Below are 26,038 nucleotides of genomic sequence, written 5' to 3'. Positions count from 1 at the left end.
GCGGCTTCAGCGGGACTTGAGGTAGCGGCCACTACCGGAGCTCACGATCACGTCGGTGCGGACATAGCCGCCGAAGCGGATCTCCGTGTCGCCGACGCGGGTCACCGTCCGCCCCTCGGCGTCGCGGGTCACGGTCGGGGCCTTGGCGGCGCCTTCCTTTTCCATGAGATCCAGACCGGAGACGGTCCTTTCCTCGGGTCGCGCCGGCTTCGGCTTGGCGCGGGCCTGGGGCTTCGGCGCGCAGGCGTCGCGGGCGCCGGTCGCGGCGGTGGACGAGAAGGCCGGGTTGTTGCGCGCCACGGACGCCGGCACGCACTGGGCCATTGCCGGTACGGCCGGCAGGAGCCATGAGGCGGCAGCGAGAAGGCAGGCAAGGCGCCGTGTCACCGGTGGGCGTTCCCGTGGATGTTGGGGCGCAGCATAGCGTGCAGAGCGCCGGGCGTATACCGGCGGTGCCCGCCCTGTCCTCGGATGGCTGGCTCAGAGCAGGCCGAGAAGGGCGAGTTCCTTGACGAACTCCGGGGGCAGGTCGCGGGCGCCGGCGGAGCGGAGGTCGTGAGGGGCTTCCTTGGGATCGAGGTAGCGCCAGCCCTGGAAGGGGCGGCAGCGGCGGGGCTCGACGCCGTGGAATTCGCCGGAGAGGACGATGTCGCAATGGGGGACGCCGGCCTCGTCGGTGACGGCCCGGAGGTCCAGGATGGGCTCGCGCACCATGATCGAGCCCTTGATGACCCAATAGAGGGACCCGCCGTCCAGGATGTCGTCCCGGCGCTTCGGCATCTGCCGGGTGCGGTGGACGTGGACCGGCTCCAGGCCGCGGCGGCGGCGGTCGGCCAGGCGCTCGTCGACCCAGTCGGTGAGGTCCTGGACGCTGTCGCAGCCCACGCAGAGCTTGATGAGGTGCAGGGTCATGGCTGCGAGAAAGCGCCAAGGGCCGGCCGCCGTCAACGGGGCGGCGCCGACTTGTCCACCGTCCCGCCGGGGCGGTCCGGTCCGCTGCGGCGAGGCCCTAGCCGCCGCGGCGCAGCGCCCGGCGCAGCCGCTCGACCATCCGCTCCGGACGGCCGAAGCGTTCCAGGATGCTTTCCGCGAGGTCCTCGATCTCGGCGCCGTAGCGGGGGTCGAGGGTTTCGGGGTCCACCTCGTTGCGGCTCGGCGGGCGGATCCTGTCGCGGGCGAAGACCTCCGACCACGATCGGCCCCAGTGACGCTCGGCGAAGGCGCGGTTTCCGGCCTCGAAGCGGGCCTCGATGCGGGCAGCGAGATCAGGGTCGAGGCCCGAGAAGCGCGAGCGGTTCCAGCCGAGGCGGTCGGTCTCCGCCTGGATGACGCGGCGGGCATCCGGGTAGGCCTCGCCGATGCGGCTGCGCCCGGAGCGGGCGGCGATCCGGCGGTAGACCTCCACGGTGAGCGGGCCCGGAGCCTCGTTGGCGCTGGTCGCGGAGGGAAGGTCGGCCAGCATCTCCAGGCGGTCGGACAGGCCCGCGGCCATGAGGAAGCGGCGCTCGAGGCCGACGGCCAGTTCCGCACCCGTGAAGGGGACAGGCACGAAGTCCATGTCCGGCCGGTCGGTCCACTGGCGGTAGTGCCGATCGTAGTCGTAGCGCCGGTCCGTCATGGCGCGTTCGACCCAGGGGCGGAAGCGCAGCGGGGTGAAGAGCCGGCGCACATCGTGGGCGTAGAAGGAATTGAGATAGGCCGGCTGGGGCCGGACGAAGGCGATGACGAGCGGGCGGAAGCCGTGCCGGGCGGCGATCCCGGCGATGCGGTCGGGGACACGCGCGCGCGGGTCCGCCCCCTGCAGCCTCTCGGCGGTGACCAGGACGGTATCGCAGGGCGTGGACGCGAGGGTCGCCTCCAGGCGGCCGACCAAGTTCTCGGCGGCGTCCCGGTCGGCGGCGCCCTCGAGCGCAAGGGCCAGGCCGCGGTGGCCGGTCGCGTCCATGCGCGGATTGATGACCGGAACGGCGAAGCCGGCCTCGGCCAGGCGGTCGCGGTGCTGGGCGAGCCAGTTCTGCAGGCTCGTGGAGCCCGTCTTGGGATTGCCGATATGCACCACCAGGCGTTTCACCGCACCACCCTGCGGATGAGCCGGCCGATCCGGTCGGCCAGCGTGTCGGGCGCGGCGTAGAGCGCGAGGACCTCGCCGGCCGCCGAGGCGATCTCCTTCTCGCGCTCCGGATCAACGGCGTCGAGGTCGTATTCGTTCGACGCGAAGGCGCGGTCGTAGTCGGCCGCGAAGACAGTCTCCCAGGGCCGCGCCCAGTGGCGCATGGCGAAGGCCTCGTTGCGCTGGCGGAAGGCCCCGCGCACCGCCTCGACCACGTCGCCGTCGAGGCCCGAGAAGCGCTCGCGGTCCCAGCCGAGCGCGACACCCCGGCGGTGCAGGTAGGTGCGCGCCTGGCGCAGGCGCGGGCCGAAACGCGCCCGGCCGCCCGCCGCGGCGACGCGACGATGGACCTCCACGGCGATCGGACCCGGGCTCGGGTTGGAGGGCGCGGCGGGCTCCAGGTCGTTCAGGCCCGAGAGGCGGGCGCCGAGCCCGACCTCGTCGAAGAAGCGGCGCTCCAGCCCCCGGGCGAGCTCGCGCGCCGTGAAGGGGATGGCGTGGAAGCGCGGGCCGAACGCCGCGTGCCAGGGGCCGTAGACGCGTCCGACGTCGAAGCGGCGGTCGTTGATCATGCGGCGCAGGAAGGGACGGAAGCGATCGGCGGTCACCAGCGTCTTCACGTGCTGGGCGTAGGAAGAGTTCAGGAAGAGGTGCTGCGGCCGCACGAAGGCGACCACGTCGACGGCGACCTTCCACTCGCTCTCGGCCAGGCGACGAATGCGTTCGGCCGGCGCATGGGCCTCGGCGATGCCGGAGAGCCCCTCGCTGGACAGGACGACGACGTCGCCCCTGGCGCCCCGGATCGCCGCGCCCAGGGCGTCCAAGGCGGCGCGGGCGTCCGCCTCGTCGGCCTCGAAGGCCTGGCGCAGCCAGTGGGGCGGGCTCTCGTCGCCCGGCAGGTCCGGGTAGTCGACGCCGATCCGGGCGAGGACCGGCCGGTTCGCCGTCAGGAACCGCTGCAGGCTCGTGGAACCGGCCTTCGGGCTGCCGATGTGCAGGATCAGACGCTTCATGGCGTCGTCATAGGCAAGGTGCGGCCCCAGGGGAAGCCCGGTCCCGGTCGGATCGTCTCACTCGATCTCGTCCGAGGGGACGATCCAGGGCTCCTTCTCGGCCACGGCCCGCCATTCCACGAAGGCCGGCAGGGCCAGCACGGCGTCCATGTAGGAGCGCGTATCCGGCTCGACCGGCCAGCCGTAGGTGTCGAAGCGCGTCACGACGGGGGCGTACATGGCGTCCGCGGCGCTGAAGGCGCCGAACAGGAACGGCCCGCCGGCGCCGAACCGGCTGCGGGCGTCGCGCCAGAGGTCGACGATGCGCAGGGCGTCCTCGGCGGCCGGACGGCCCCAGTCGCGATAGGCGAAGCGCTTCTTGAGGTTCATCGGGCAGGCGGAGCGGAGGGCCTGGAAACCGGCGTGCATCTCACAGGAGATCGCGCGGGCGACGGCCCGCGCCTGCCGGTCCTCCGGCCAGATCGCCTTGTCGGCGGCCGACTCGGCCAGATACTCGATGATGGCGAGGGACTCCCAGATCGCCGTATCGCCGTCGATCAGGCAGGGCACCCGGCCCGAGGGCGAGTACTTGCGGATCTGCTCGGACGTGTCGGGCTGGTCCAGGAGGACCTGGACCTCCTCGAAGGGGATGCCGAAATGCCGGGCCACCAGCCAGGGCCGGAGCGACCAGGACGAATAGGCCTTGTTGGCGATGACGAGCTGCATGGGGTTCCTCAGGCGAATGGGTCGACGAACTCAACGATCCCACAGGCTTGTCGGATCCGTCCAACGCGAAAGCGTGAACCCGTCCATCAGCTGCGCTCACCGGTCGTGACCCGCAAGCGAGGTTTGGATATTCCGCTAGGTCATGTCTACGATGCGGGAGCGACCAACCCTTTCGGTATCCATGGCCTCCTGCACGCTCGCGACCTGCTTCAAGAACGAGGCCCCGTATCTCCTCGAGTGGATCGCCTTCCACCGGCTCGCCGGCTTCGAACGCATCATCCTGTTCGACAATGGCAGCACCGACGAGGGTCCCGCGCTGCTCGCCGGTCTCGCCAGGGCCGGCGTCGTCGAGTTGCGCCGCCAACCGGATCCACCGGACATCGGCCCGCAGTTCCATGCCTATGCGAGCGCCCTCGCCATGGCACGAAGCGACTGGGTCGTCTTCCTGGACCTCGACGAGTTCCTGGTCCTGGACGGCGCGGAGCCGGTCGGTGCCTTCCTCGACAGGGTCGCGCCGGACGTCTCCCAGGTCGTCTTCAACTGGCGCTGCTTCGGCAGTTCCGGGCGCAAGGAACCGGGCGAGGGCCTCGTGATCGAGCGTTTCCTCCATGCCGGGGACGAGCGGGACGAGGTCAACCGTTCGATCAAGTCGGCGACCAGAACCCGGGCGATCCGCGCCATCCACCTGCATCGTCCGCCGGTGCGGGAGGGCCTGGTCGTTCATGCCGACGGGACCCCGGTCCGGCTCGATCGGAGGACCGCGAAGACCGAGGCGGTTCGCTACGGCGGCGGGGCGGTGTTCCATTACGCGGTCAAGTCCCGGCGCGAACTCGACGCCAAGATGGCCCGCGGCTGGGCCTTGGTACCCCACGGCGACCCCGCGACTCTGCACGAGGATTCGAACAGATACTTCGCCGCCCACGATCTGAATCGGGTCCGACTCGAGGTCGCCGCCCACCGGGCGGCGGGCGTCCGCGACGAGATGCGTCGCCTGGAGGCGCTGCGGCGCCGCACGACGGTCCGCGGGTTCGTGAGTGTCGCACTCTGCCGGCTTTGCGATCTCTCGGCCCGGCTGCGGCCGTTGCGGCGGAAAGCCCGCATCTTCCGCGACCGGCCCGACCTCCGCTCGGGCTACCTGCAACGGATCGGCGCCGTGGCTCAGGAGGCCGCGGTCAGCCCTTTGCGCCCTCGACCGGACGGCCGGCCTTCTTCCACGCCGTGAAGCCGCCGGCCACGTGGGCGACCGGGGTCAGCCCCATGTCCTTGGCGGTCTTCGCCGCGAGCGCCGAGCGCCAGCCGCCGGCACAGAAGAAGACGAAGCGCTTGTCCTCGGCGAAGACCGGCTTGTGATAGGGGCTCGCCGGGTCGATCCAGAACTCGAGCATGCCGCGCGGGCAATGGAACGCGCCCGGCATGCGGCCCTCGCGCTCGAGCTCACGCGGGTCGCGCAGGTCCACGAAGACCACGTCGTCGCGGCCAGCGAGCGCGGCGGCCTCGTCCACCGACAGGGTCTCGACCTCGCGCTCGGCGGTCTCCAGCAAGGCCTTGTAACCGGTTGTGATTCGTTGCGGCATGGGTGCCTCCCTCAGTCCTCGAAGCCGATCAGGGTGCGGAACAACGTGTCGGCCTCGGCCCTGAAGGCCGGGCGCAGTTCGGCGCGGTCGTCGATCGCGGCGGGGTCGACCCGCTCGACGACGTCCAGGATGTAGCGGTCGAGCGCCGGCCGGCGCGGCCCGTCGCCGAACTCGGGCAGCGACGTCTTGAGCGCCAGCAGGTCGTCGAGGTCCCGGCGGACGTCTGCGGGCAGGTCCGAGCCGTCGAGGAGCTCGAAGAGGTTCATGGGCGGCAGGTCGCGCCCGGCGGCGACCCAGGCGAGCGCGGCCACGGAGCGCACGACGTAGAAATAGCGCCTCAGCCGGACCTCCTCGCCGGTCGCCAGGCTGCGGCTCCAATGGGTCCGGGCGATGGAGCGATAGTGGTGGGCGAGCGCGCGGCGGGAGGCGAAGCGGGCGAAGAGGTCGAGCGCCGCGGGCCGGAAGCGGCCGTCATCCACATAGGCGATCGGCGAGTGCAGCCACTCCAGCAGGGTCGGATTGGAGGCGAGGAGCAGGACCAGGGCCTTGCGGACGTCCCAGCCCGCGAGGTCGATGCCACGGGCGTCGAGCGGCCGTTCGACGACGTCGCGGGGCGGATCGAGGCTCAGATAGGCCCGGAGCGGCCGCGTGTAGACGAAGCGGGTGTCCCAGTCGCTGTCGGGTGAGGCGAAGCCCCAGGCCCGGCTGCCGGACTCGACCGCCAGCAGGACGCGCGCGTCCTCCTCGGCCGCGACGGCGGCGAGACGGTCCCGGATCTCATCGGGCTCGACATCGGCATAGGGGGCGGCGGCGGACATGGCATTCGGCCGGTGCGGGGAACGGGTCGGCGCACAATGCCGGGGGCCGCGGCTCGTGGCAACGCGAACCCCGCAGCCCCGCCCTTCCCTCCCGGCGCGGGCGCTGCCACTCTCGCCGGCATGTTCGACCTCGGCCATCTCGACCTCATCGCCCTCCTCTGGTTCTCCGCCGCCTGGCTCGGCTTCGGATGGCTGACCGATTCGAGCCCCTACGGCCGGTCGTCGCTGACGCGGGCCATGGAGGAGCACCGGCGGGCCTGGATGCGGGAGATGCTGAAGCGCGAGGTGCGGATCATCGACACCCAGATCATGGGCTCGCTGCAGAACGGGACCGCGTTCTTCGCCTCCACTTCGCTCATCGCCATCGGTGCCGCCTTCACGCTGCTCAGCCAGGCGGACCGGCTGGTCGAGGTGTTCCGGGACCTGCCCATCCACGTCGGGCCGAGGCGGGAGGAGATCGAGCTGAAGGTGCTGATCCTGGCGGCCATCTACGGCTACGCCTTCTTCAAGTTCGGCTGGGCCTACCGGCTCTTCAACTATTCCGCGATCCTGATCGGGGCCGTGCCGCTGCCGCCCTTCGCCGACCAGGCGGCGGCGGAGAAGGCGGCCGCGCGGGCCGCGGACATGCAGATCATCGCGGCGCGCCACTTCAACTGGGGCCTGCGCGCCTTCTTCTTCTCGATCGCGTTCCTGGGTTGGTTCGTGAACGCCTGGGTGCTGATCGGCACGACGACCTTCATCCTGCTCGTCCTCTTGCGCCGGCAGTACCTGTCGCGCGCCAAGGCAGCCGCGGAGGGCTGATCAAGGGGCCGGGAAGAGCGCGTCGGAGCGGCCTGTCATCCAGTAGACGGCCATCCCGATCGTCTCCTTGGCGAGGAGCTCGAGGTTCAGGAACATGTCGAGCGCCCGGTTCGGCAGCCAGGGGAGCGTCCCGGTCGTGCGCGTCCGGTAGTCGACCGGATAGGCGACGATGCCGGTCCAGCCGGCCTTGCGGAAGATGCCGACGGAGCGGGGCATGTGCCAGGCCGAGGTGACCAGGAGCCAGCGCTGACCGGGCTTCGGGTCGACGATGCGGCGGGTGAAGACGCCGTTCTCCCAGGTGTTGCGCGACTGGTCCTCGAGGACGATGCGGGAGGCGGGGATGCCGAAGCTCTCGAAGAGGGTGCGCGCGGCTTCCGCCTCGGTCAGCTCGCCGGGGAAGATCTCGTCGCTGCCGCCGGTGAAGACGATCTTCGCCTCGGGGTAGAGCCGCGCCAGGGCGGCGACCTCGGTCATGCGCTCGGCCGATTCGTTCAGGGCGACGAAGCCCTTGCGGGCGGCGTTGAGGCGGACGTCGAGGGCCCCGCCGAGCACCACGATGCCGTCCGGCGGCGGATCGAGGCGGCCAGGCGCCGGGAAGCGGTCCTCGATGACGGAGAGGCCCATGTCGGCGAGCGGGGTGAAGCCGAGCACGACGAAGAGAACGGCCGACGCGGCCACCATGCGGCGCCCCGCCTTCGCGAGGCGGGTGCGTTCCAGGACCGCGCCGACGGCCAGAAGCGCGATCAGCAGGTGGACCGGACGGACGAGGAAAAAGCCGATCTTGGAGAGGACGAAGAACATGGGGCGCGCGCGGGTCCGGTCTTTCGGGTCCGTTGCCGTCCCGCAGCACCGGCCGCCTCAGGGCGGCGCCCGACCGCGGGACATGACAAGGGCGCCGAGCCGTCGCCGGCCGGCGCCCCCTGAAGCCGCCTTCGGCCCGACCTCAGACGAGGTCGTCGACCGAGTTGATGATCTTGTTGACGAGCCCGTACGCGATCGCTTCGTCGGGGCCCATCCAGTAGTCGCGGTCCGTGTCGCGCTCGACCTTCGGGATCGGCTGGCCGGTCGCGTCGGAGAACATCCTGTTCAGGCGATCGCGCATCTTGATGATCTCGCGGGCCTGGATCTCGATGTCGGTGGCCGGACCGCCGGCGCCGCCGGACGGCTGGTGCAGGAGGAAGCGCGTGTTGGGCAGGCAGAAGCGCCGCTCCTTCGGCACCGAGATGTAGATCAGCGCGCCCGCCGAGGCGACCCAGCCGACGCCGATCATGCGGACCGGGGCCGCGATGAAGCGGATCATGTCGTGGATCATGTCGCCCGATTCGACGTGGCCGCCGGGCGAGCAGACGATGACGTTGATCGGTGCCTTGCTGACGTGGCTCAGCGCCAGCAGCCGGGCGGCGACGTCGCGGGCCAGTTCCTGCGTGATGGTGCCCGTGATCAGGACGTTGCGCGCCTCGAAGAGGTGCTTGTCGACGGGGACGGACTGGGGAGTCTTGGTCTTCTCCTCCTCTTCCTCGTCGTCCATGCGGGTGTACCAGTAGGTCTTCGGCGTCAGGATCATTCTCGGCATCCGGTGGCAAGCGACGGGAAGGTCGGACCCAGCATGTAGGCACGCGAGCGCGCCCTGTCGACCCCGTATAGCGGACAAGTCTTAAGGGAAGCCGAGGGCGGCGGCAAATGCCGGTCCGCGCCTCTCCGGCCCGGCTCAGCCGCGCTTGGCGCGCCAGGCGGCGTAGCGGGCCTTGGTCTCGTCGTTGGGCGGATAGAGGCCGGGCAGCGCGGCGCCGTTGCGGACCTCCATGTGGGCCCAGCCCTCGAACAACTCCTGCTCGAGGCCGGCCTCCGCGACCGGCTCGACGAGCGCCTTGGGGATGACCACGACGCCGTCGCCGTCGGCCATGATGACGTCGCCGGGGAAGACGGCCGTGCCGCCGCAGGCGATGGGCTGATCCCAGCCGACGAAGGTCAGGCCGGCGACCGAGGCCGGGGCGGCGACGCCCGCGCACCAGATCGGCAGGTGGGTGGACTTGACCCCGGCGCCGTCCCGCATGACCCCGTCGGTGACGAGGCCGGTGACGCCCCGGACCTTCATGCGCTCGGCCAGGATGTCGCCGAAGATGCCGGCGTCGCGCACGCCCATCGCGTCGGCGACCGCGATGCAGCCCTCGGGCATCGCCTCGATGGCTGCGCGGGTGGAGGTCGGCGAGGCCCAACTCTCCGGGGTCGCCAGGTCCTCGCGCATGGGCACGAAGCGCAGCGTGAAGGCCTCGCCGATGATCTTGGTCTCGCCGCCCGCGTAGGGCATCGGACCGCGCATGTAGCTCCGGCGTATGCCCTTCTTCAGGAGCACCGTGGTGACCGTCGCGGTCGAGACCTGCATGAGGGCGGACTTGAGTTCGGCGGAGAGAGGCATGGGTGGGCTCCCGATGGACGTCGGCCGACCAGTGCCCCGTCGCAGCCGCCAAAGCAAGGACAAGCTCGTCAGAAGCCGCAGATCAACAGGTCCAGAGCCCGGAGGATGCGCTCGTGCTCGGCCTGGATAAAAGCGACCGGACGGCCGAGATGTCTTGGCGAAATCGACGCCATGTCGGTGATCGCCACGAAACAGACGCGACCGGCTATGGTTACGACAGGGCACAATTCGGGATAGGGTCGCCTTTCACGGAAGTCGATCAGCGGAGCAATCAGGACGAGAGGGATGTCGGCAAATCGGTCGTGTCGAAGGACTACGACGTACGGGATCACTTCCTCTGTGTTCTTGTCGGGATTCGGAAAGACTTCGAACTGTCTCATCGGAACTTCGACATCGCTTCCGAGAAGACGCCGTATCTCTCGATGAACCGCTCGTGAGCCTCGAGGGCGTCACGGTTCTCCTCGGCCCACCTTCGAGACGCGTCAGGATCGGCCATAGGCGGAACGTAGCGCCGCAACTGCCGGTCCAGGAAGCCCGGTACGGTCTCGCCCGCCGCCTCCAGCCTCGCAGCCAGATCCTCGTCGACCTCGATGGTGATCACTCGTTTTCGCTTCGCGTTCATGGGATCCTCGTTCGGCAACTGTAGGCCAGACTCGCCTCCCCGCACAAATTCAGCCGTCGCCACCTATCCCAGCCCGAACCACCAGGTGGCGAGGCCGAGGAAGGCGAAGAAGCCGACGCAGTCGGTCACCGTCGTGACGAAGACGCCGGAGACGACGGCCGGGTCCCCGTCGAGCTTGTCGACGACGATCGGGACCAGGACGCCGGCGAGGCCCCCGGCGATCAGGTTCGCCACCATGGCGCCGGCGATCACCAGGCCGAGGCCGGGGTTCTGGAACCAGGCGAAGACGGCGACCCCCACGATCAGAGCGAAGGCGAGGCCGTTCAGGACCGCCACGAGCACCTCGCGCATGACGAAGCGGACGAGGTTCAGACGGCCGACCTCGCGGGTCGCGATGGCGCGGACGGAGACGGTCATGGTCTGGGTGGCCGCGTTGCCGCCCTGGCTGGCGACGATCGGGGCGAGCGCCGCGAGGGTGACGATCTGGGCGATCGTGCCTTCGAAGAGACCGATCACGGAGGCGGCCAGGAAGGCCGTCCCGAGATTGACGAGGAGCCACCAGAAGCGGCCGCGCGCGATGTCGACGACCGTGTCCGAAATCTCCTCGTCGCCCACGCCGGCGAGGGCGCGCAGGTCCTCCTCCGCCTCCTCGCGGACGACGTCGACGACGTCGTCGACCGTGACCACGCCGACGAGGCGGCCGGAGCCGTCGACGACGGGCAGCGCGATGAGGTTGTAGAGCTCGAAGAGACGGGCGACCTCCTCGCGGTCCTCGGTCGCCTCGACGGTCAGGAGTTCCTCGGTGGCGAGCTCGGCGATCTTCACGGGGCGCTTGGCCCTGAGGAGACGGTCGAGCGGAACGGAGCCGACCAGCTTGAAGGTCGGGTCGACGACGTAGATCTCGTAGAAGTCGTCCGGGAGGTCGTCCGTCTCGCGGCAGTAGTCGATGGTCTGGCCGACGGTCCAGAAGGGCGGGACCGCGATGAAGTCCGTCTGCATCAGACGGCCGGCGGATTCCTCCGGATAGTCGAGGCTGCGCTCCAGCTGGAGGCGCTCGGCCATCGGGATCTGGTCGAGGATCGCCTCCTGCTCCTCCGCGTCCAGGTCCTCGAGGATGTAGACGGCGTCGTCCGATTCGAGCTCGCGGACGCCCTCGGCGACCGTCTCGGGCGGGAGGTCCTCGATCAGGCGGACGCGGACGCCCTCGTCCATCTCGAGGAGGGCGGAGAAGTCGAAGTCGGCGCCGAGCAGTCGGACGAGTTCGGGCCGGAGGTCGGGCTCCAGGGCCTCGACGAGGTCGCCGAGGTCGGCCTCGTAGAGGTCGCCGGCCAAGGCCTTCAGGCGCGTCACGTCCTCGGCCTCGATGGCCGCGCGGACAGCCTCGACGAAGTCGTGCCGAAGGTTGCCGTCCTCGTCCCGGGGCTCGGGGACGACGGCGACGGGGGCGGCCTCGCCCGGCAGGTCTCGCATCTCGTCAAGGCTCACGGGGGCCTCGCCTCGGGAAGGAACCGGGTTTCGCGATGGGCGGGACGGGCCGGAGCGGCGCGCCTCGGACCCGCACGAGGTCTATCCGGTATCGCGTGGAGAAAAAAGCACAATCGGCCGCAATTCCGGTGAACCTCCTGATCGCGCCTGGACCGCCGTTAACCGCGCGGTCAGGATTGGACGCCTATTGTGGTTAATGGAAGCTCAGCGCTCCTCTATCGCAGAATCGACAAGATTCCGGTAGAAGAGCAGTCCATGATGACTGGGTCTTGACGGCACGGAAGAGGCCGTGCGTCGAGGCTGGAGGCCGGGGGGTCCCGGCGGGGGAGCAGCGTATGCGTCATTCATCGGGACGGGGCCGGCGGCGTTCGCTGTCACTCGGGATCGCGGTCGGCGCCGCCGTGGCGACCGGCGTCGCGGGTGCCGGCGCGCTCGCGCAGACGGCCCCGCTGTCGCTCGCGCCCGCCCAGCCCCAGGCCGCGCCGGTTCGCCAGGCGACCGCCGAGACGCCGATCCCGCCCAAGCCGATCGGCACGCCGGCGAAGCCCGCGGCCGCCCAGGCCGCGCCTCCGGTGCAGACGGCGCCGGCCACGACCGGGTCGGCGACACCGCAGAAGCCGAAGCCGGCGAAGCCCGCCCCGGTCCGGCAGGCCGCCGCTCCGGGTGCCCCGGCGCCGGCCGCCGGCACGAAGCCAGCCAAGACCGTATCGCCCGCCCAGAAGGTGCCCGCCTCGGCGCGCCTCGCGGCGGCCATCGCGGCCAAGACGGCACAGCCGGTGCCGCCGGTGCACGAGCATGTCTCGAAGCCCTATGCGGAGGCTTGCACGAACCCGGACGCGCTCGGCGTGTCGCGCGTGCTGGAGGTCGACACCAAGGACGGCCTCTATCTCGGCCAGCTCTACTCCGGCAAGCTGCCGCTGGAGCCGAAGGAGGTCGTGCTGACCTTCGACGACGGCCCGGTGCCGCGGAACACGGAGCGGGTGCTGCAAGCCCTCCAGAAGGAATGCGTGAAGGCCACGTATTTCATCGTCGGCCAGATGGCGAAGGCCTATCCGGAAGAGCTGCGCCGCGTCGCGGCCGCCGGCCACACCATCGGCTACCACACCATGACGCATCCGCTGGACATGGTGAAGCGGCCACTCGACTGGGCTAAGGACAACATCACGTCGGGCTGGCGGACGGTCGACACGATTCTTTACGGGCAGGCCGGGGACAAGCCGGCGACGCCGTTCTTCCGCTATCCGGGCCTCTTCAATTCCCGGACGATCAACGAGTGGCTGAACGGGCTCAACATCGGCGTGTTCGCGGCGGATGCGACGGGCAACGACTGGGTGCGCGGCTACGACGCGCCTAAGGTGATGGAGTTCGCGCTCAAGGACCTCGATCGGGCCGGCAACTCGGGCATCCTGCTGTTGCATGATACCAAGGATTCGACCGCGACCATGATGCCGCAGCTCCTGCGCGAGCTAAAGGCGCGCGGCTACAAGGTCGTGCACCTGGTGCCGAAGGAGAAGCCGCCGGCGTTGTCGGGGCATTCGGTGGCGGGCGTCATCCCGCAGCCGACGGCGGCGCCGGTGGCCGAGCGGACGGTGGCGGGTTTCGACGCGGGTCGGCAGCTGGCCGAGAACGCCCAGGGCCGCACCGGCAGGACCACCTCCGAGCCGCTTCCGGCCTACGATTCCAACGCCGTCAAGGCGGTGACGAGCGCGGCGCCGACATCGTCCGCGCCGTCGGACGAGGGCTGGTTCGCCTCCACGGCCGGTGCCTTCCGGGGCTTCGGTTCGGCCATCGGCCTGTGGTGACCGCAGCCGTGAGACCGACGCATACGGGGCTCTCGCGTGCGGGAGCCCTTTTTCGTGGTGCCCCGACCGCGCTCGCTGTCCTCGCCTTCGCGGCGGCGCTATCGGCCGGACCGTCGGCCTCCGCGGCCACCTGTCGCGAGGACGCGCTCGGGACCGCCCGGACCCTTCCGGTCGACACGGCGGGCGGCCTGTTTGTCGGCACCAAGAGCTATCCCGGAACGCTTCCGCTCGGCCCCAAGGAGGTCGTGCTGACCTTCGACGACGGGCCGGCGGGCAGGACCACGGACGCCGTCCTTGCAGCCCTCGAGGCGGAATGCGTGAAGGCGACCTTCTTCGTGGTCGGCCGGCAGGCGGCCAGCCACCCCGATCAGTTGCGGCGCATCGAGGCGGCGGGGCATACGGTCGCGCACCACTCCATGACGCATCCGGTGATGACGACGCTCGGCTTCGAGGCGGGCCGTGCCGACATCGAATCGGGCTGGCAGACGGTCGACCGGATCCTGCTCGGCCGAAGCGGCGCCCGGCCGGCCACGCCGTTCTTCCGGTTCCCCGGCTTCGCGCCCACGCCGGCCCTTTCCGATTGGCTGAAGGGCATGGACGTTGGGGTGTTCGGCGCCGACCTGTGGGGCTCCGACTGGAACCCGACCACGTCCTCGGCCCTGCTCGCCCAGGTTCTGGGGCGGCTCGACAAGCGCGGCGGGGGCATCCTGCTGCTGCACGACACGCATGCCCACACGGCCGGCATGGTCGCGCCGCTCCTGCGCGCGCTCAAGGAGCGCGGCTACAAGGTCGTGCACATCGTGCCCGCTCCGCACAAGGCGGGCTAAGCTTCCGTTCGAACCACTCTCTATCGGGGGTCTCGTCGGAAGGCGCGTACCTCGGCGCTCACGGGCCGGCTGCCGCCTCGGGCTTCCGCCACCCGTCCCGTCGGGCCAGGGCCCCGGGGCGAGGGAGGAATGGTGCGGTCGAGAGGACTCGAACCTCCACGGTGTTACCCACTAGCACCTCAAGCTAGCGCGTCTACCAATTCCGCCACGACCGCTCGTGCACCTCGTTGGAGCCGGGCGGCCCCGAGGTGGCGCCTCTCTAACAAATGGGATTCCCGGGGGCAAGCCCTAAGTATGCCCGGGGCCGGGAGTTCACAGCCGGCGCACGGTTTCCTTGGGGCGCATGGTGGGCGAGCGGAACAGGACCTCGGTGATCGACACGCCGATGCGGTCGCCCTTCAGCACCACCTGGCCCGTGGCGACCGGCACGTTGTTGGCCAGAATCTGCACCTCCTCGTGCTCGGTGGCATCGAGCTCGATCACCGCACCGCGGCCCATGCGCAGGAGCTGGTGGATCGGGATCAGGGTCGTGCCGAGCTGCACCGAGATGTCGATGGAGATATTGTCGAAAGGCGTCATCTCGTGTTCCCTGCGCTGCCCGTCCGGGGGCCGCGGCCGCGAGCCCGGGCCGGGTCCGATGTCCACGACCTTGCAGCGGCATGGTTAGCGAATGGTAAACGAGACCGCAGCGAGCCCCCTGCCCGTCCGCGGCACGGGCCTGACGACGCCGGGGCTCCATCCGTCCGTCCCGGGCGCGCCGGTCGCCTGGCGGGTCAGCGACGGGCCGGTCGCGTATGAGGACGCCACGGCGGAGATGGAGCGCAGCGCGCAAGCCATCGCGGACGGCGCGCCGGAACAGGTGTGGCTCCTCGAGCACCCGCCCCTCTACACCGCCGGCACCAGCGCGCGCGAGGAGGACCTCGTCACCCCGGGGCGCTTCCCCGTCCACCGGACCGGACGCGGGGGCGAGTTCACCTATCACGGGCCCGGCCAGCGGGTGGCCTACGTGATGCTGGACCTCCGGCGACGGCGGCAGGACGTCCGCCTCTACGTCGCCACCCTGGAGGCGTGGATCATCGCGGTCCTGTGGCGGTTCCACGTCCGGGGCTTCCGGCGGGAGGACCGCGTCGGGGTCTGGGTGCCGCGGCCGGACAAGGCGGAGATCGCCCCGGGCGTGGCCGCGGAGGACAAGATCGCGGCGATCGGGATCCGGATCCGCAAGTGGGTCACCTTCCACGGCATCAGCCTGAACGTCGATCCGGACCTGGAGCATTTCTCGGGCATCGTGCCCTGCGGGATCCGGGGCTACGGCGTGACCAGCCTCGCCGACCTCGGCATTCCGGTCTCGATGCCCGAGGTGGACATGATCCTGCGCGAGGAGTTCGAGCTCCTCTTCGGCCCGACGGCGCGCTGAACGCCTGGCTCAATGGGTCGGCAGGATGTCGAAGCCGATCCGGCCGTCGCCGTCCGAGGGCTCGGACGTCAGGCCGTCGACGCAGGCCGCGGGCGGGCCCGCGCGCATCGCCTCCAGCATCCGTTCGATGGCGGACGCCTCCCCGGAGAGGAGAGCCTCGACACTGCCGTCCCGGCGGTTCCGCACCCAGCCCGAAACGCCGAGCCGAGATGCTGTCCTGCGGGTCCATTCCCTGTACCCCACGCCCTGGACGCGTCCGACCACGACGACACGCCTCGATGCTGCCATCTCATGCTTCCCGGATTTCATGCATCCTCCATACAATGTTTGCATTTACGTATTCACATATCGGTTTTCCTCGAATAGATCTTGCTGTCATTCGCAATACCCTGTTCTTTTATTCATTCATGTTAGTATATTTCACAATCTCTCATCGAATGAACTTGCGCATGGAACCAAGTCAAAAAGCGCGAGGCTTAGGCGACGGTCCATGGGTCCGGCCCTTGACCTTGAGTGTCCTCGTCGCCGACCCGAGCGAAGCCGCCGACGTCAGAGGCGCCTTGACCGAGTATGGACGGCGCCGGGGGCGGCCGCTGCAGTTGGTCGAGGCCCGGGACTCCAGAATGCTCGCCGAGGCGATCGCTCGCGAGAGCTTCGACATGATCATGGTCGACACCTCGCTCGGCAACCTCGACCCGGTGGCCGCACTCAGGGCCGAGGACCCGAGCGGCGTCCTGGTCGGCCTATGCCGTGCGCCCGGAGCCCGTGACGTCGAGGTCCTGAGGGCACTCAGGGGCTACGACATCGTGTCGGGTCCGATCCGGGCGGATGACCTCGGCCGTCTCATGGAGGTGCAGTCCGTCCTGGGCAAGCCGATCCGGGTCCTGGTCGTCGACGATTCGGCGGCGACCCGGAAGGTGATCCTCAAGGTCCTGTCGCGTAGCGCATTCCCGAACGAGTCGCGCGAGGCGAGCAACGGGCAATTCGCGCTGGCGCAATTCAACAAGTCCCGGTTCGACATCGTCGTGCTGGACCTGAACATGCCCGGCCTGGACGGAACCGCCACGCTGAGACGCATCCGTGGCATCTCTCCCGACACGAAGGTCATCATCGTGTCGAGCGAGGACGAGACGACCATCGAAAGGCGGTCGGCGGCCGTGGGACGCGACGGCTACCTGAAAAAGCCCTTCTTCCCGGATGCGCTCGACGCCTGCATCCGAAGGCTGCGGGGCGTGCCGGAGCCGTTCTACCTCTGACCCGCCGCCCGGTCCGGCGCCCTCAGGGGGCGACGAGCGCGGCGACCAGGGCCGCCGGGTCGTCGACGATCAGAGCCGCTCCGGCCTCCGCGAGTTCCGCAGGACCGCCATAGCCCCAGGCGACGCCAATGGTCGGGATGCCATGGCGGCCCGCCCCGATGACATCGTGCTTGCGGTCGCCCAACATGGCGACGGCGCCGGCGTCGAGCCCCTCGGCCTCCAGGATGTGGGCGATGAGCTCCGCCTTCACGGCGTGGCTGCCGTCCGGCTTGGAGCCGTGCACGGAGGCGAAGCGGGGGGCGAGGCCGAAGTGCTCCAGGATGTCCCGAGCGTGCGGCTCGAGCTTCGAGGTGGCGAGGTGGAGGGCCAGCCCGGCTGCGCGCAGCGCGTCCAGCGCCTCGGGGATGCCGGCGTAGACGGCGTTCTCCAGCTTGCCGATCCGGCCGTACCGCTCGCGATAGGCGGCGACCCCGGCCCAGAGGGTCGCCTCGTCGGCCTCGGGCATCAGCCGGCGCATGTTCTCAAGGAGCGGAGGGCCGATCGCCCAGGAGAGGTCCTCGGCCTCGGGCAGCGGGCGGTCGAGCGCCTGCATGGCATGGCGCAGCGACCGGGTGATCCCGTCGAAGGGGTCGGTCAGGGTGCCGTCGAGGTCGACGAGCAGGGCCCGGAGGGGGCGGTCGTTCAGACGGGGCATCGCGCGGCTCGTCGGGGCTCGGGAGGTCGGGCGAGGGCTCTAGCAGGGAGGAGGCGGGCAGGCAAACGCGGGCGGACCTCAGAGCACCGGGTCGACCACGCGCGCGGTGCCGGCCTCGGTGAGGCGGGCGCGCTCCTCCGGCATGACGAGGCCGGCGGAGATGACGAGCTTGGCGGCGTCCTCCACCGACATGTCGAGGATGCGCACGTCGCGCCGCGGGACGAACATAATGTAGCCGCCGGTCGGGTTCGGGGTGGTCGGGATGAACACCGTCACGTAGTCCTCGTCCGGGCCGAGCTTGTCGGCGATCTCGCCGCGTGCGGGCGCGGACAGGAAGACGATCGACCAGAGCCCCTTGCGCGGCCATTCGATCAGGCCGGCCTGGGAGAAGCTGTTGGCTCGGTTGGAGATGACCGTCTCGAAGACCTGCTTGATGGTCTTGTAGACGGGCCGGACGAAGGGGGTGCGGTCGACGAGCTGCTCGCCGTAGGAGATCAGCGAGCGGCCGATCAGGCTCGCCGTCATGGCCCCCAGCATGGTGATGCCGATGAGCGCGACCATCAGGCCAAAGCCGGGCACCGCGAAGGGGAGATAGCTGTCCGGGTTCCAGGCGGCCGGGATCAGCGGCTTGACCGTGGAGTCGACCCATTCCAGAAACCAGCGCGCCAGGAAGATGGTGATCGCGAGCGGGCCGATGACGACGATCCCGGTCACGAAGTTGTTGCGCAGCTGCGCCATCGCGCTCGGCCGCTGGTGGTCCTCAACCATGCGCGCTTCCCGTCCCCGGCTCCGGCCCGTCATGCTAGCGACCTTGCTCGCGCTGCAAAAGATGGGGCGTCGAACGGCGTCCGCATAGAGAGGAAGCGCGGACGCCCGGCTCGGCGCGTCTGCCGAGGATTCTGCTATTCCACCGTCACCGACTTGGCGAGGTTGCGCGGCTGGTCGACGTCCGTGCCCATCAGGACGGCGGCGTGGTAGGCGAGGAGCTGGATCGGGATGGCGTAGATCATCGGCGTGACGGTCGCGGGCATCTCGGGCAGCACGATCGTCTCGACCGCCGAGATGGTCGCCTCCGCGGCGCCCTTCGGGTCTGTCATCAGGATGATGCGGCCGCCGCGGGCGGCGACCTCCTGCATGTTGGACACGGTCTTCTCGAAGATCCGGTCGTGGGGGGCGATCACGACGACGGGCATCTTCTCGTCGATGAGGGCGATCGGGCCGTGCTTCAGTTCGCCGGCCGCGTAGCCCTCGGCGTGGATGTAGGAGATCTCCTTGAGCTTCAGGGCCCCTTCGAGCGCGAGCGGATAGCTCGTCCCGCGGCCGAGATAGAGGACGTCCTGGGACTTGGAGATCCGGCGGGCGAGCCTTTCGATCTGCACCTCCAGGCGCAGGGCCTGGGCGGCGAGGCGCGGCACCTCGGCGAGGGCCTGGACGAGCTTCGCCTCGTCGGCATCGGAGAGCACCCCGCGCGCCCGGCCGGCGGCGACGGCCAGCGCGCAGAGTGTGGCGAGTTGGCACGTGAAGGCCTTGGTGGAGGCGACGCCGATCTCGGGCCCGGCGAGGGTCGGGAACACCACGTCGGATTCGCGGGCGATCGTCGAGGTCGTGACGTTCACGACGGCAGCGATGTGCTGGCCCTGGGCGCGGCAGTAGCGCAGGGACGCCAGGGTGTCGGCCGTCTCGCCGGACTGGGAGATGAACAGCGCCAGGCCGCCGCGCTTCATCGGGGTCTCGCGGTAGCGGAACTCCGAGGCGATGTCTATGTCGACCGGCAGGCGGGCGAAGCGCTCGAACCAGTACTTGGCGACGAGGCCGGCGTAGAAGGCCGTGCCGCAGGCCGACATGGTGATGCCGTCGAGGCGCGCCCAGTCGAAGGGCAGCGCCGGCAGGCGGGTGCGGCCGGTGCCGAAGTCGAGATACTGGCCGAGCGTGCGGCCCATCACGTCGGGCTGCTCGTGGATCTCCTTGGCCATGAAGTGGCGGTAGTTGCCGCGGTCGACCATGAAGGCCGTGGCGGCGGAGACCACCATGGGCCGCTGCACGACCGTGTCGTTCTCGTCGCGGATGGTGGCGCCCTGCCGGGTGACGACCACCCAGTCGCCCTCTTCCAGGTAGGTGACCTGGTCGGTGAAGGGGGCGAGCGCGATGGCGTCGGAGCCGAGATACATCTCGCCCTGGCCGTGGCCGACGGCGAGGGGGGAGCCGCGGCGGGCACCGATCAGCAGGTTGTCGTGGCCGGGGAACAGGAAGGCGAGCGCGAAGGCGCCGGTCAGGCGTTTCAGCACGCCCCCGACCGCGTCGACGGGCGAAAGGCCGCGCTCCAGCTCGACCGTGACCAGGTGGGCGATGACCTCGGTGTCGGTATCGGAGGCGAAGACGCGGCCCTTGGCCTTCAGCTCGTCCTTGAGCTGGTGGAAGTTCTCGATGATGCCGTTGTGGACGACCGCGACCTTGTCGGTGGCGTGCGGGTGGGCGTTCGCCTCGGTCGGGGCGCCGTGGGTGGCCCAGCGGGTATGGCCGATGCCGATCAGGCCCCCGAGCGGCGAGGCGGCGAGTTTGGCCTCGAGGTTGCGAAGCTTGCCTTCCGCCCGACGTCGGGCGAGGACGCCGCCCGTCTCGAGCGTGGCGACCCCGGCGGAATCGTAGCCGCGGTACTCGAGGCGCTTCAGCGCGTCGACCAGCAGAGGCGCGACCGGCACGTTGCCGACGATCCCGACGATACCGCACATGATCCGTTCCTCCGTCCGGTCCCGCCCCCTCGACAAGGGATAGCGGAGGCCGCGCCGCGCTGCACAATCACTTTCTGTTTCGTGTCGTGACGGGATCCTAACGCCAGCGGGTTGATATCGGGTTAGGCGGCGACGCGATCAGGAGGATCGGCTGAGGAGCCGGCGCAGGAAGCCGCCGACCCGGTGGAGCAGGTCCGCATGCGCTGGGGCGGGCGCGGCCTCGGGCGGCGATACCGGCAGTCCGAAGAAGCGGGCGGCCTCGTGGGTCGCGGAGGCGGGGGCGTCGAGGAAGAACGGGCCGGCGGCGGGGCCGAGGGTCGGCGCGCCGTGGCCGAGGCCGGCGATGCGAAGATCCTCCAGCAGGGCGACGCCGTCCGCTCCCTGCCAGACGCGGCGGCGCAGCGCGCCGGCCGCCTGCTCGCGGGTGGGCCGGTCGGGCAGTCCGGCGAGGGCGCGCCACTGCCCCACGAGGTCCTCGGCGTTGGCGGGCGCGACCGTGCGGTCCGCGTCGCCGTGGATGACGGCGAGCCGGGGCCAGGGGCCGCCGTGCGGGCTCGCCCCCTTCACGGCGAGGGCCAGGTCCTCGGGGCTGCGGCCCGTGCCGTTGGCCATGGCGTCGACCGCGCCGCGCAGGGTCGTCGCCGCCCGGAACGGCAGGCCGGCCACCACCGCGCCCGCCGCGAAGACGTCCGGATAGACGGCCAGCAGGGCCGCCGCCATGGCGCCGCCGGCCGAAAGGCCGGTGACGTAGATCCGGGCGGGATCGATGGGCGCGCGCTCCCCGGCATGCTCGACCATGCGGCGGATCGAGGCGGCCTCGCCGGAACCGCGCGTGGTGTGGCTGCGCAGGAACCAGTTGAAGCAGCGGTTCGGGTTGTTGCGCTTCTGCTGCTCGGCATAGAGCACCGCGAAGCCGTGGCGGCTGCCGAGCGCGGACCAGCCGCTCGCCCGGTCGTAGGCGGCCGCCGTCTGCAGGCAACCGTGCAGGACGACGACCAGGGGCACCGGCTCCGTGCCGATCCCGGCGGGAAGCGCCAGCACCATCCCGAGGCGTCCCGGATTGGCCCCGAAGTCCGGCACGGCCGTCAGCGTGCCGCCCCGTCCGGCCGACGCGTCGTCGAGGAGCGTTCCATCCAGCATCGTCCACCTCGCCGCCATGCTGGCATCCGATATTGTGCAGCGCAACATGAAGAACAAGACGGAACCGCGTGACGTTCCCGGCGGGCGAAACAAAACGGGGCGCCCGAAGGCGCCCCGCGACCATCCTGTCGGGTAGGACGGATCAGTAGACCTTCACCTTGACGGCGGGCTTCACCACCACCGGCGCGGGCTTGACCACGACGACCGGCTTGGCGGGCTTCACCACGACGACCGGCGCGGGCCGGATCCGGACGGCGCAGCGATAGCCGTCCCAGTAGTAGTCGCCGACGCAGGTCGGCGCCCAACCCTGGCGCACGACGTAGCCGGGGCGCACGCCCTGGACGCAGTGTCCCTTCCCGTTGCAGTACCAGGCGACCGAGTCTGCGCGCGGTGCGCTTTCGGCGCCGGTGATCTTGGCGACCGGCAGTGCCGACGCCGGAGCGGCCGCGAAAGCCCCCAGCGCGAGGCCGGCGACAAGGATCAACTTCTTCATTGAGACACCCTCCAAGGAGCCCGAGTACCCCCGCGCATGGGTGTACCCCATGCCGTAACGAAGTCAATGCGGGGAGGTTCGACGTTTTCGGGCAAGGTCGGCGGCAGTAGGACCCCCTAGAATATGATGTGATCGCACTCCAGGCAGCGGCCGAGATCCGAATAGGCTTTCACCAGCGCAGCTACGGAGACCAGGATCCCGGTCAAGAGATCGTCCAGCTTGAAGCCGCGGCTGCCAATGAACGTCAGCTGCTCGAGCTTGTGCAGGAGGTTCTGGGTCGCCACCGCGACGGCCATGCTTTCCTTCTGACACTCCAGGAGCTTTTCGGGAGTCTGGTTGCAGTTGAGCCTATTGCGCTTCAGGGTCTCGATGAACTCCTTGACCGTCTCTCGAACGTTCTCGACGATCGACTTTGCGGCTTCCAGCGGGGTCGGAAGATTCAGGATTTCCCTAAGCTCGTCGATCTTTCGCTCGACAACCTTCGCGAACTCCCGGTGTGCACGCTGGTGCTCCGGAAGAAGGTTCAGCATCGCGATATAGAAGACGATGATGACCGCGAGAACCAGTCCTACCACGACCACGACCTGGACCGCCGCAACCGGCGTCAGGGCATTCATGTTGGCGTTGATCTGACGATCGTAGACGGCGAGTTGCTCGCCCCCGGCACCGGCCTCCTCGATAATCTGGCGGTAGGATTCGGCGAAAGCCCGCATCTCCGGAAGCGTCATGCACAGGGCCCGCACGGTCACCGGACCGACGATCCCGTCGGCCCGCAGGCCCACGTTCGTCTGGAACTCGACGACCCGCTTGCGGGTGCGCTCACCGAAGATGCCGTCCGGCTTGAGGTCCGGGAATGCGGACGGCGGGTAAAGGTTGAGAAGCCGCTGGACCCGCATCACCTCGGCGCCACGACTGCCGACGGAGAGCAGCTGGCCCGTCTTCAACAATCCCACGGACATGAAACACCCGGCTGAATCGCCAACAAACGGAAAAAGGCAAGAGCGGCCGCCCGGCGCCGAACGCCGCCAGTCATACTGGCATGTTGGCGGGGCCGAGGGCGTCAACTTACCGTGCGCGGCGACAGTGCGGGGCGGGTCTGGTGGGCGGTGAGAGAATCGAACTCCCGACACCGGGTGTGTAAAACCCGCGTTCTACCACTGAACTAACCGCCCGCCGGACCGGCGGCGGGCCGGGCCCGCCGGGGAATGCTTTATCGCCGCGGGGGGCGGGGCCGCAAGGGGCTCGGGCGCCGGCTGGCCTGCCCGGCGGCGACGCGTTATGGAAGGGCGATCCGAACGCGCCCGAGGAGCTGCCCCATGAGCCCGTCCCGCGACCATCTCGACTGGCCGTTCTTCTCGCCGGGCCACCGGGAGATCATCGCCGCGCTCGACAAGTGGATCTCGGCGGGCGGGCTCCTCGCCATCGACCACCACGACCCGGACGCGGCCTGCCGGGCGCTGGTGCGCCGGCTCGGGGACGTCGGCATGCTGCGCCTCTGCGTGCCGGCGGCCTATGGCGGGCTGACGGAGGCGATCGATTCCCGCCTCGTCTGCCTGACCCGCGAGACCCTCGCGTATTGGGATGGGCTCGCCGACTTCGCCTTCGCCATGCAGGGTCTCGGGACCGGGGCGATCAGCCTCGCCGGGTCGGAGGAGCAGCGCCGCGCGGTGCTGCCCAAGGTGGCGAAGGGCGAGTGGATCTCCGCCTTCGCGCTCTCCGAGCCGGAGGCGGGGTCGGACGTGGGCGCCATCGCGACGACGGCGACGCGCGACGGCGACGGCTACGTGCTGGAGGGCGAGAAGACCTGGATCTCCAACGGCGGCATCGCGGACGTCTACACGGTCTTCGCGCGGACCGGCGAGGCGCCGGGAACGCGCGGCCTCTCCTGCTTCATCGTGCTGCCCGACGATCCCGGCTTCGGCATCGCGGAGCGGATCGCCACGATGGCGCCGCACCCCCTGGCGCGGCTCAGCTTCCGCGGCTGTCGGCTGCCGGCGAGCCGGCTGGTCGGCACGCCCGGCGAGGGCTTCAAGATCGCCATGCGCACCCTCGACATCTTCCGGGCGTCGGTCGCCGGGGCGGCGCTGGGCTTCGCGCGGCGGGCGCTCGACGAGGCGCTGACGCATGCCGGCAAGCGGCGCATGTTCGGCCAGACCCTCGGCGACTTCCAGCTGACCCAGGCGCGGCTCGGCGACATGGCGACCCAGATCGACGGCGCGGCCCTGCTGACCTACCGGGCGGCCTGGACGCGCGATGTGCAGCAGAAGCGCGCGACGCGCGAGGCGGCCATGGCCAAGATGACCGCCACCGAGATGGCCCAGCAGGTCATCGACGGAGCCCTGCAGCTGTTCGGCGGACGGGGGGTGGTGTCCGGCGAGATGGTCGAGCGGCTCTACCGCGAGATCCGGGCGCTTCGCATCTACGAAGGCGCGACGGAGGTGCAGAAGCTGATCGTCGCCCGTGAACTCATGGCCGCGCAGGCGGCGACGACCCGGCTCGATGCGGAGCCGGCGACCGGCGCCGTGCACTGACGTTCGGGGAACGGTGACGCGCTTCGCTTGATCCGCTGACGCCGGACTGACGTAACATGCCCAAGTTCGTCTCCTCCGTCGCATCGGGTCGCGCGCGTCCATGCCTTCCTCGTCCCGTACCGAAGATCCACGCGGCCCGGCCCTCGTCTGGTTCCGCGATGATCTCCGGCTCGCCGACAATCCCGCCCTGACGGCGGCCGCCGCGGGCGGCCGGCCGGTGGCGGCGCTCTACGTGCTCGACGAGGCCTCGCCCGGGCTGCGCCGGCTCGGCGGCGCGCGTCGCTGGTGGCTCCATCATTCGCTGGCGGCCCTCGGCGCGGAGCTCGGCCGGCACGGCATCCGGCTGATCCTCCGGCGCGGGGCGGCCGGCGCCGTGGTGCCGGCGGTCGCGCAGGCGGTCGGGGCGTGCGCGGTGCACTGGAACCGCCGCTACGAGCTCGCGGCTCGGGAGATCGACGCCGGGCTCAAGGCGGCGTTCGCGGCCCGCGGACTGGAGGTCGCCAGCCATCAGGCGAACCTCCTTCACGAACCCTGGACGCTGAAAACCCGGGCCGGCGAGCCGTTCCGGGTCTATTCGCCCTTTTGGCGCGCCGCGCAGGCCGCCGAGGAACCGCGGGCGCCCCTCCCCGTCCCCGCTGCGCTCGCCGGCTGGACCGGGACGGTGGACGGGGAGGCGCTCGAGGACTGGAGCCTCACCCCGCGCAAGCCCGACTGGGCGGGCGGCCTCAGGGACACCTGGACGCCCGGCGAGGCCGGCGCGCATGCGAGGCTCGCGGCCTTCCTGGAGACGGGGCTCGCCGCCTATGCGGAGGAGCGGGACCGGCCCGACCGGCCGTCCACCTCGGGCCTGTCGCCGCATCTCGCCTTCGGGGAGGTCTCGCCGTTCCAGTTGCGCGCGGCCGCGCTGCTGGCAGCGGAGGACGGGCCGAGGCGCCCGGCCCGGCGGCATGTCGACAAGTTCCTGTCCGAGATCGGCTGGCGCGAATTCGCCTGGCACCTGCTGCATCACTGGCCCGATCTCGCCACGGTCAACTTCCAGCGCCGCTTCGACGCCTTCCCCTGGGCTCGCGACGAGGGGCTTCTGCGGGCGTGGCAGCGGGGGCTCACGGGCATTCCGCTGGTCGACGCGGGGATGAGGCAGCTCTGGACGACCGGCTGGATGCATAACCGGGTTCGGATGGTGGTCGCCTCCTTCCTGGTAAAGCACCTCCTGCAGGACTGGCGAGCCGGCGAGGCCTGGTTCTGGGACACGCTGGTCGACGCCGACCCGGCCAACAACGCGGCCTCCTGGCAGTGGGTGGCCGGCTCGGGCGCGGACGCGGCACCCTATTTCCGGGTCTTCAACCCGGTCCTCCAGGGCGAGAAATTCGATCCCGAAGGCAGCTACGTGCGCCGCCACGTGCCCGAGCTCGCCCGCCTGCCCGCCCGCTTCGTCCACCGCCCCTGGGAGGCGCCCGCCGAGGTGCTCCGGGCGGCCGGCCTGCGGCTCGGGCGCGACTATCCGCTTCCCGTCGTCGACCTCAATCAGGGGCGCGACCGCGCGCTCACCGCCTTCGAAACACTCAAGTCCGACCAAGACGCGGCCTGACCGCGGCCTCCCGCCTCCGA

29 protein-coding genes and 2 tRNA genes are annotated in these 26,038 nt (G+C 70.3%); 8 read left to right on the top strand and 23 right to left on the bottom strand.

Features of this window, described 5'->3' with window-relative positions:
* Positions 1-6: 6 nt before the first annotated feature.
* The 5 genes from WBG79_RS10780 to WBG79_RS10760 all read right to left on the bottom strand — a co-directional run bounded on the left by WBG79_RS10780 (position 7) and on the right by WBG79_RS10760 (position 3,828).
* Complete coding sequence (locus tag WBG79_RS10780) at positions 7-387, bottom strand: hypothetical protein (RefSeq protein ID WP_337357106.1); 381 nt, start codon at positions 385-387, stop codon at positions 7-9.
* 93 nt (positions 388-480) lie between these two features.
* Complete coding sequence (locus WBG79_RS10775; RefSeq protein ID WP_337357105.1) at positions 481-912, bottom strand: DUF1489 family protein; 432 nt, start codon at positions 910-912, stop codon at positions 481-483.
* 97 nt (positions 913-1,009) lie between these two features.
* Positions 1,010-2,071 (bottom strand): hypothetical protein, encoded by a 1,062-nt coding sequence (locus tag WBG79_RS10770; RefSeq protein WP_337357104.1) that lies wholly within the window; start codon positions 2,069-2,071, stop codon positions 1,010-1,012.
* The gene (locus tag WBG79_RS10765) at positions 2,068-3,123 is read right to left on the bottom strand and encodes a hypothetical protein (RefSeq protein WP_337357103.1); all 1,056 of its coding nucleotides are present in this window, start codon (positions 3,121-3,123) and stop codon (positions 2,068-2,070) included. Before WBG79_RS10765 ends, WBG79_RS10770 begins: the two co-directional genes overlap by 4 nt.
* 57 nt (positions 3,124-3,180) lie before the next feature.
* Entirely contained in the window at positions 3,181-3,828 is a 648-nt protein-coding gene (locus tag WBG79_RS10760; protein WP_337357102.1) for a glutathione S-transferase family protein, read from the bottom strand.
* 142 nt (positions 3,829-3,970) lie between these two features.
* Between WBG79_RS10760 and WBG79_RS10755 the strand changes: the two genes are divergently transcribed.
* A complete protein-coding gene (locus WBG79_RS10755; protein WP_337357101.1) occupies positions 3,971-5,050 on the top strand; it encodes a glycosyltransferase family 2 protein in 1,080 nt (359 codons plus the stop codon).
* Here the strand turns inward: WBG79_RS10755 and WBG79_RS10750 are convergent.
* Both WBG79_RS10750 and WBG79_RS10745 read right to left on the bottom strand, forming a co-directional pair.
* Positions 5,001-5,402 carry a rhodanese-like domain-containing protein gene (locus WBG79_RS10750; protein WP_337357100.1) on the bottom strand — a complete coding sequence of 134 codons (402 nt, stop codon included), beginning with the start codon at positions 5,400-5,402 and terminating at the stop codon, positions 5,001-5,003. The genes WBG79_RS10755 and WBG79_RS10750 overlap by 50 nt on opposite strands.
* 11 nt (positions 5,403-5,413) lie before the next feature.
* Positions 5,414-6,220: a nucleotidyltransferase domain-containing protein gene (locus WBG79_RS10745; RefSeq protein WP_337357099.1), complete on the bottom strand. Its 807-nt coding sequence runs from the start codon at positions 6,218-6,220 to the stop codon at positions 5,414-5,416.
* Between the two features lie 120 nt (positions 6,221-6,340).
* Between WBG79_RS10745 and WBG79_RS10740 the strand changes: the two genes are divergently transcribed.
* The gene (locus WBG79_RS10740) at positions 6,341-7,021 is read left to right on the top strand and encodes a DUF599 domain-containing protein (RefSeq protein WP_337357098.1); all 681 of its coding nucleotides are present in this window, start codon (positions 6,341-6,343) and stop codon (positions 7,019-7,021) included.
* On the opposite strand, the gene WBG79_RS10735 is transcribed toward WBG79_RS10740, so the two are convergent.
* From WBG79_RS10735 to mgtE, 6 genes are all read right to left on the bottom strand, one after another.
* Positions 7,022-7,822: a YdcF family protein gene (locus WBG79_RS10735; protein ID WP_337357097.1), complete on the bottom strand. Its 801-nt coding sequence runs from the start codon at positions 7,820-7,822 to the stop codon at positions 7,022-7,024.
* 142 nt (positions 7,823-7,964) lie between these two features.
* The gene (locus WBG79_RS10730) at positions 7,965-8,585 is read right to left on the bottom strand and encodes an ATP-dependent Clp protease proteolytic subunit (RefSeq protein WP_337357096.1); all 621 of its coding nucleotides are present in this window, start codon (positions 8,583-8,585) and stop codon (positions 7,965-7,967) included.
* Between the two features lie 144 nt (positions 8,586-8,729).
* Positions 8,730-9,437 carry a ribonuclease activity regulator RraA gene (locus tag WBG79_RS10725; protein ID WP_337357095.1) on the bottom strand — a complete coding sequence of 236 codons (708 nt, stop codon included), beginning with the start codon at positions 9,435-9,437 and terminating at the stop codon, positions 8,730-8,732.
* A gap of 68 nt (positions 9,438-9,505) precedes the next feature.
* Positions 9,506-9,817 (bottom strand): CcdB family protein, encoded by a 312-nt coding sequence (locus tag WBG79_RS10720; protein WP_337357094.1) that lies wholly within the window; start codon positions 9,815-9,817, stop codon positions 9,506-9,508.
* Entirely contained in the window at positions 9,814-10,059 is a 246-nt protein-coding gene (locus tag WBG79_RS10715; RefSeq protein ID WP_337357093.1) for a type II toxin-antitoxin system CcdA family antitoxin, read from the bottom strand. Before WBG79_RS10715 ends, WBG79_RS10720 begins: the two co-directional genes overlap by 4 nt.
* Before the next feature lie 63 nt (positions 10,060-10,122).
* The gene (gene mgtE, locus WBG79_RS10710; protein ID WP_337357925.1) at positions 10,123-11,529 is read right to left on the bottom strand and encodes a magnesium transporter; all 1,407 of its coding nucleotides are present in this window, start codon (positions 11,527-11,529) and stop codon (positions 10,123-10,125) included.
* Between the two features lie 350 nt (positions 11,530-11,879).
* Here mgtE and WBG79_RS10705 point away from each other — a divergent pair, with 350 nt between their 5' ends.
* Complete coding sequence (locus WBG79_RS10705) at positions 11,880-13,346, top strand: polysaccharide deacetylase family protein (protein ID WP_337357092.1); 1,467 nt, start codon at positions 11,880-11,882, stop codon at positions 13,344-13,346.
* Positions 13,347-13,354: 8 nt separating this feature from the next.
* A complete protein-coding gene (locus tag WBG79_RS10700; protein ID WP_337357091.1) occupies positions 13,355-14,173 on the top strand; it encodes a polysaccharide deacetylase family protein in 819 nt (272 codons plus the stop codon).
* A gap of 130 nt (positions 14,174-14,303) precedes the next feature.
* On the opposite strand, the gene WBG79_RS10695 is transcribed toward WBG79_RS10700, so the two are convergent.
* Both WBG79_RS10695 and WBG79_RS10690 read right to left on the bottom strand, forming a co-directional pair.
* A tRNA-Leu gene (locus WBG79_RS10695) sits at positions 14,304-14,388 on the bottom strand.
* A gap of 97 nt (positions 14,389-14,485) precedes the next feature.
* Entirely contained in the window at positions 14,486-14,752 is a 267-nt protein-coding gene (locus tag WBG79_RS10690; protein WP_337357090.1) for a FliM/FliN family flagellar motor switch protein, read from the bottom strand.
* Between the two features lie 91 nt (positions 14,753-14,843).
* Between WBG79_RS10690 and lipB the strand changes: the two genes are divergently transcribed.
* Positions 14,844-15,587, top strand: coding sequence for a lipoyl(octanoyl) transferase LipB (gene lipB / locus WBG79_RS10685; RefSeq protein ID WP_337357089.1), 744 nt, complete (start codon positions 14,844-14,846; stop codon positions 15,585-15,587).
* Between the two features lie 9 nt (positions 15,588-15,596).
* On the opposite strand, the gene WBG79_RS10680 is transcribed toward lipB, so the two are convergent.
* A complete protein-coding gene (locus WBG79_RS10680) occupies positions 15,597-15,875 on the bottom strand; it encodes an acylphosphatase (protein ID WP_337357088.1) in 279 nt (92 codons plus the stop codon).
* 215 nt (positions 15,876-16,090) lie between these two features.
* On the opposite strand from WBG79_RS10680, the gene WBG79_RS10675 reads away from it, so the two are divergent.
* Positions 16,091-16,843, top strand: a complete 753-nt coding sequence (locus WBG79_RS10675; protein ID WP_337357087.1) for a response regulator — start codon at positions 16,091-16,093, stop codon at positions 16,841-16,843.
* Positions 16,844-16,865: 22 nt separating this feature from the next.
* On the opposite strand, the gene WBG79_RS10670 is transcribed toward WBG79_RS10675, so the two are convergent.
* From WBG79_RS10670 to WBG79_RS10640, 7 genes are all read right to left on the bottom strand, one after another.
* Entirely contained in the window at positions 16,866-17,537 is a 672-nt protein-coding gene (locus WBG79_RS10670) for an HAD hydrolase-like protein (protein ID WP_337357086.1), read from the bottom strand.
* A gap of 78 nt (positions 17,538-17,615) precedes the next feature.
* Positions 17,616-18,305, bottom strand: a complete 690-nt coding sequence (locus WBG79_RS10665) for a DUF502 domain-containing protein (protein ID WP_337357085.1) — start codon at positions 18,303-18,305, stop codon at positions 17,616-17,618.
* Between the two features lie 134 nt (positions 18,306-18,439).
* On the bottom strand, positions 18,440-20,266 hold the full coding sequence (gene glmS / locus WBG79_RS10660) for a glutamine--fructose-6-phosphate transaminase (isomerizing) (protein WP_337357084.1): 1,827 nt from the start codon (positions 20,264-20,266) through the stop codon (positions 18,440-18,442).
* A 138-nt stretch (positions 20,267-20,404) separates the two neighbouring features.
* The gene (locus WBG79_RS10655) at positions 20,405-21,406 is read right to left on the bottom strand and encodes an extracellular catalytic domain type 1 short-chain-length polyhydroxyalkanoate depolymerase (protein WP_337357083.1); all 1,002 of its coding nucleotides are present in this window, start codon (positions 21,404-21,406) and stop codon (positions 20,405-20,407) included.
* 142 nt (positions 21,407-21,548) lie between these two features.
* Positions 21,549-21,899 carry a hypothetical protein gene (locus WBG79_RS10650; protein ID WP_337357082.1) on the bottom strand — a complete coding sequence of 117 codons (351 nt, stop codon included), beginning with the start codon at positions 21,897-21,899 and terminating at the stop codon, positions 21,549-21,551.
* 116 nt (positions 21,900-22,015) lie between these two features.
* Positions 22,016-22,858 carry a peptidoglycan-binding domain-containing protein gene (locus WBG79_RS10645; protein WP_337357081.1) on the bottom strand — a complete coding sequence of 281 codons (843 nt, stop codon included), beginning with the start codon at positions 22,856-22,858 and terminating at the stop codon, positions 22,016-22,018.
* A gap of 138 nt (positions 22,859-22,996) precedes the next feature.
* Positions 22,997-23,071 (bottom strand) — tRNA-Val (locus tag WBG79_RS10640).
* A 144-nt stretch (positions 23,072-23,215) separates the two neighbouring features.
* Here WBG79_RS10640 and WBG79_RS10635 point away from each other — a divergent pair.
* Together WBG79_RS10635 and WBG79_RS10630 are read left to right on the top strand one after the other, a co-directional pair.
* Complete coding sequence (locus WBG79_RS10635) at positions 23,216-24,430, top strand: acyl-CoA dehydrogenase family protein (RefSeq protein WP_337357080.1); 1,215 nt, start codon at positions 23,216-23,218, stop codon at positions 24,428-24,430.
* A gap of 100 nt (positions 24,431-24,530) precedes the next feature.
* Positions 24,531-26,018 carry a cryptochrome/photolyase family protein gene (locus WBG79_RS10630; RefSeq protein WP_337357079.1) on the top strand — a complete coding sequence of 496 codons (1,488 nt, stop codon included), beginning with the start codon at positions 24,531-24,533 and terminating at the stop codon, positions 26,016-26,018.
* Positions 26,019-26,038 lie beyond the last annotated feature (20 nt).

Origin of the sequence: Prosthecomicrobium sp. N25 (assembly GCF_037203705.1) — a bacterium.
Taxonomy (GTDB): Bacteria; Pseudomonadota; Alphaproteobacteria; order Rhizobiales; family Ancalomicrobiaceae; genus Prosthecodimorpha.
This window is presented reverse-complemented; position numbering and strand designations above follow the sequence as displayed.

Excerpts from the sequence above, each read along its gene's own strand:
- WBG79_RS10730 (WP_337357096.1), bottom strand. The coding sequence starts at position 8,585 with ATGATCCTGACGCCGAAGACCTACTGGTACACCCGCATGGACGACGAG.
- WBG79_RS10745 (WP_337357099.1), bottom strand. The coding sequence starts at position 6,220 with ATGTCCGCCGCCGCCCCCTATGCCGATGTCGAGCCCGATGAGATCCGG.
- glmS (WP_337357084.1), bottom strand. The coding sequence starts at position 20,266 with ATGTGCGGTATCGTCGGGATCGTCGGCAACGTGCCGGTCGCGCCTCTG.
- WBG79_RS10665 (WP_337357085.1), bottom strand. The coding sequence starts at position 18,305 with ATGGTTGAGGACCACCAGCGGCCGAGCGCGATGGCGCAGCTGCGCAAC.
- WBG79_RS10715 (WP_337357093.1), bottom strand. The coding sequence starts at position 10,059 with ATGAACGCGAAGCGAAAACGAGTGATCACCATCGAGGTCGACGAGGAT.
- WBG79_RS10760 (WP_337357102.1), bottom strand. The coding sequence starts at position 3,828 with ATGCAGCTCGTCATCGCCAACAAGGCCTATTCGTCCTGGTCGCTCCGG.
- WBG79_RS10755 (WP_337357101.1), top strand. The coding sequence starts at position 3,971 with ATGTCTACGATGCGGGAGCGACCAACCCTTTCGGTATCCATGGCCTCC.
- WBG79_RS10735 (WP_337357097.1), bottom strand. The coding sequence starts at position 7,822 with ATGTTCTTCGTCCTCTCCAAGATCGGCTTTTTCCTCGTCCGTCCGGTC.
- WBG79_RS10670 (WP_337357086.1), bottom strand. The coding sequence starts at position 17,537 with ATGCCCCGTCTGAACGACCGCCCCCTCCGGGCCCTGCTCGTCGACCTC.
- WBG79_RS10650 (WP_337357082.1), bottom strand. The coding sequence starts at position 21,899 with ATGAAGAAGTTGATCCTTGTCGCCGGCCTCGCGCTGGGGGCTTTCGCG.
- WBG79_RS10725 (WP_337357095.1), bottom strand. The coding sequence starts at position 9,437 with ATGCCTCTCTCCGCCGAACTCAAGTCCGCCCTCATGCAGGTCTCGACC.
- WBG79_RS10750 (WP_337357100.1), bottom strand. The coding sequence starts at position 5,402 with ATGCCGCAACGAATCACAACCGGTTACAAGGCCTTGCTGGAGACCGCC.
- WBG79_RS10645 (WP_337357081.1), bottom strand. The coding sequence starts at position 22,858 with ATGTCCGTGGGATTGTTGAAGACGGGCCAGCTGCTCTCCGTCGGCAGT.
- lipB (WP_337357089.1), top strand. The coding sequence starts at position 14,844 with ATGGTAAACGAGACCGCAGCGAGCCCCCTGCCCGTCCGCGGCACGGGC.
- WBG79_RS10705 (WP_337357092.1), top strand. The coding sequence starts at position 11,880 with ATGCGTCATTCATCGGGACGGGGCCGGCGGCGTTCGCTGTCACTCGGG.
- WBG79_RS10655 (WP_337357083.1), bottom strand. The coding sequence starts at position 21,406 with ATGCTGGATGGAACGCTCCTCGACGACGCGTCGGCCGGACGGGGCGGC.
- mgtE (WP_337357925.1), bottom strand. The coding sequence starts at position 11,529 with ATGCGAGACCTGCCGGGCGAGGCCGCCCCCGTCGCCGTCGTCCCCGAG.
- WBG79_RS10720 (WP_337357094.1), bottom strand. The coding sequence starts at position 9,817 with ATGAGACAGTTCGAAGTCTTTCCGAATCCCGACAAGAACACAGAGGAA.
- WBG79_RS10765 (WP_337357103.1), bottom strand. The coding sequence starts at position 3,123 with ATGAAGCGTCTGATCCTGCACATCGGCAGCCCGAAGGCCGGTTCCACG.
- WBG79_RS10690 (WP_337357090.1), bottom strand. The coding sequence starts at position 14,752 with ATGACGCCTTTCGACAATATCTCCATCGACATCTCGGTGCAGCTCGGC.
- WBG79_RS10630 (WP_337357079.1), top strand. The coding sequence starts at position 24,531 with ATGCCTTCCTCGTCCCGTACCGAAGATCCACGCGGCCCGGCCCTCGTC.
- WBG79_RS10775 (WP_337357105.1), bottom strand. The coding sequence starts at position 912 with ATGACCCTGCACCTCATCAAGCTCTGCGTGGGCTGCGACAGCGTCCAG.
- WBG79_RS10740 (WP_337357098.1), top strand. The coding sequence starts at position 6,341 with ATGTTCGACCTCGGCCATCTCGACCTCATCGCCCTCCTCTGGTTCTCC.
- WBG79_RS10680 (WP_337357088.1), bottom strand. The coding sequence starts at position 15,875 with ATGGCAGCATCGAGGCGTGTCGTCGTGGTCGGACGCGTCCAGGGCGTG.
- WBG79_RS10635 (WP_337357080.1), top strand. The coding sequence starts at position 23,216 with ATGAGCCCGTCCCGCGACCATCTCGACTGGCCGTTCTTCTCGCCGGGC.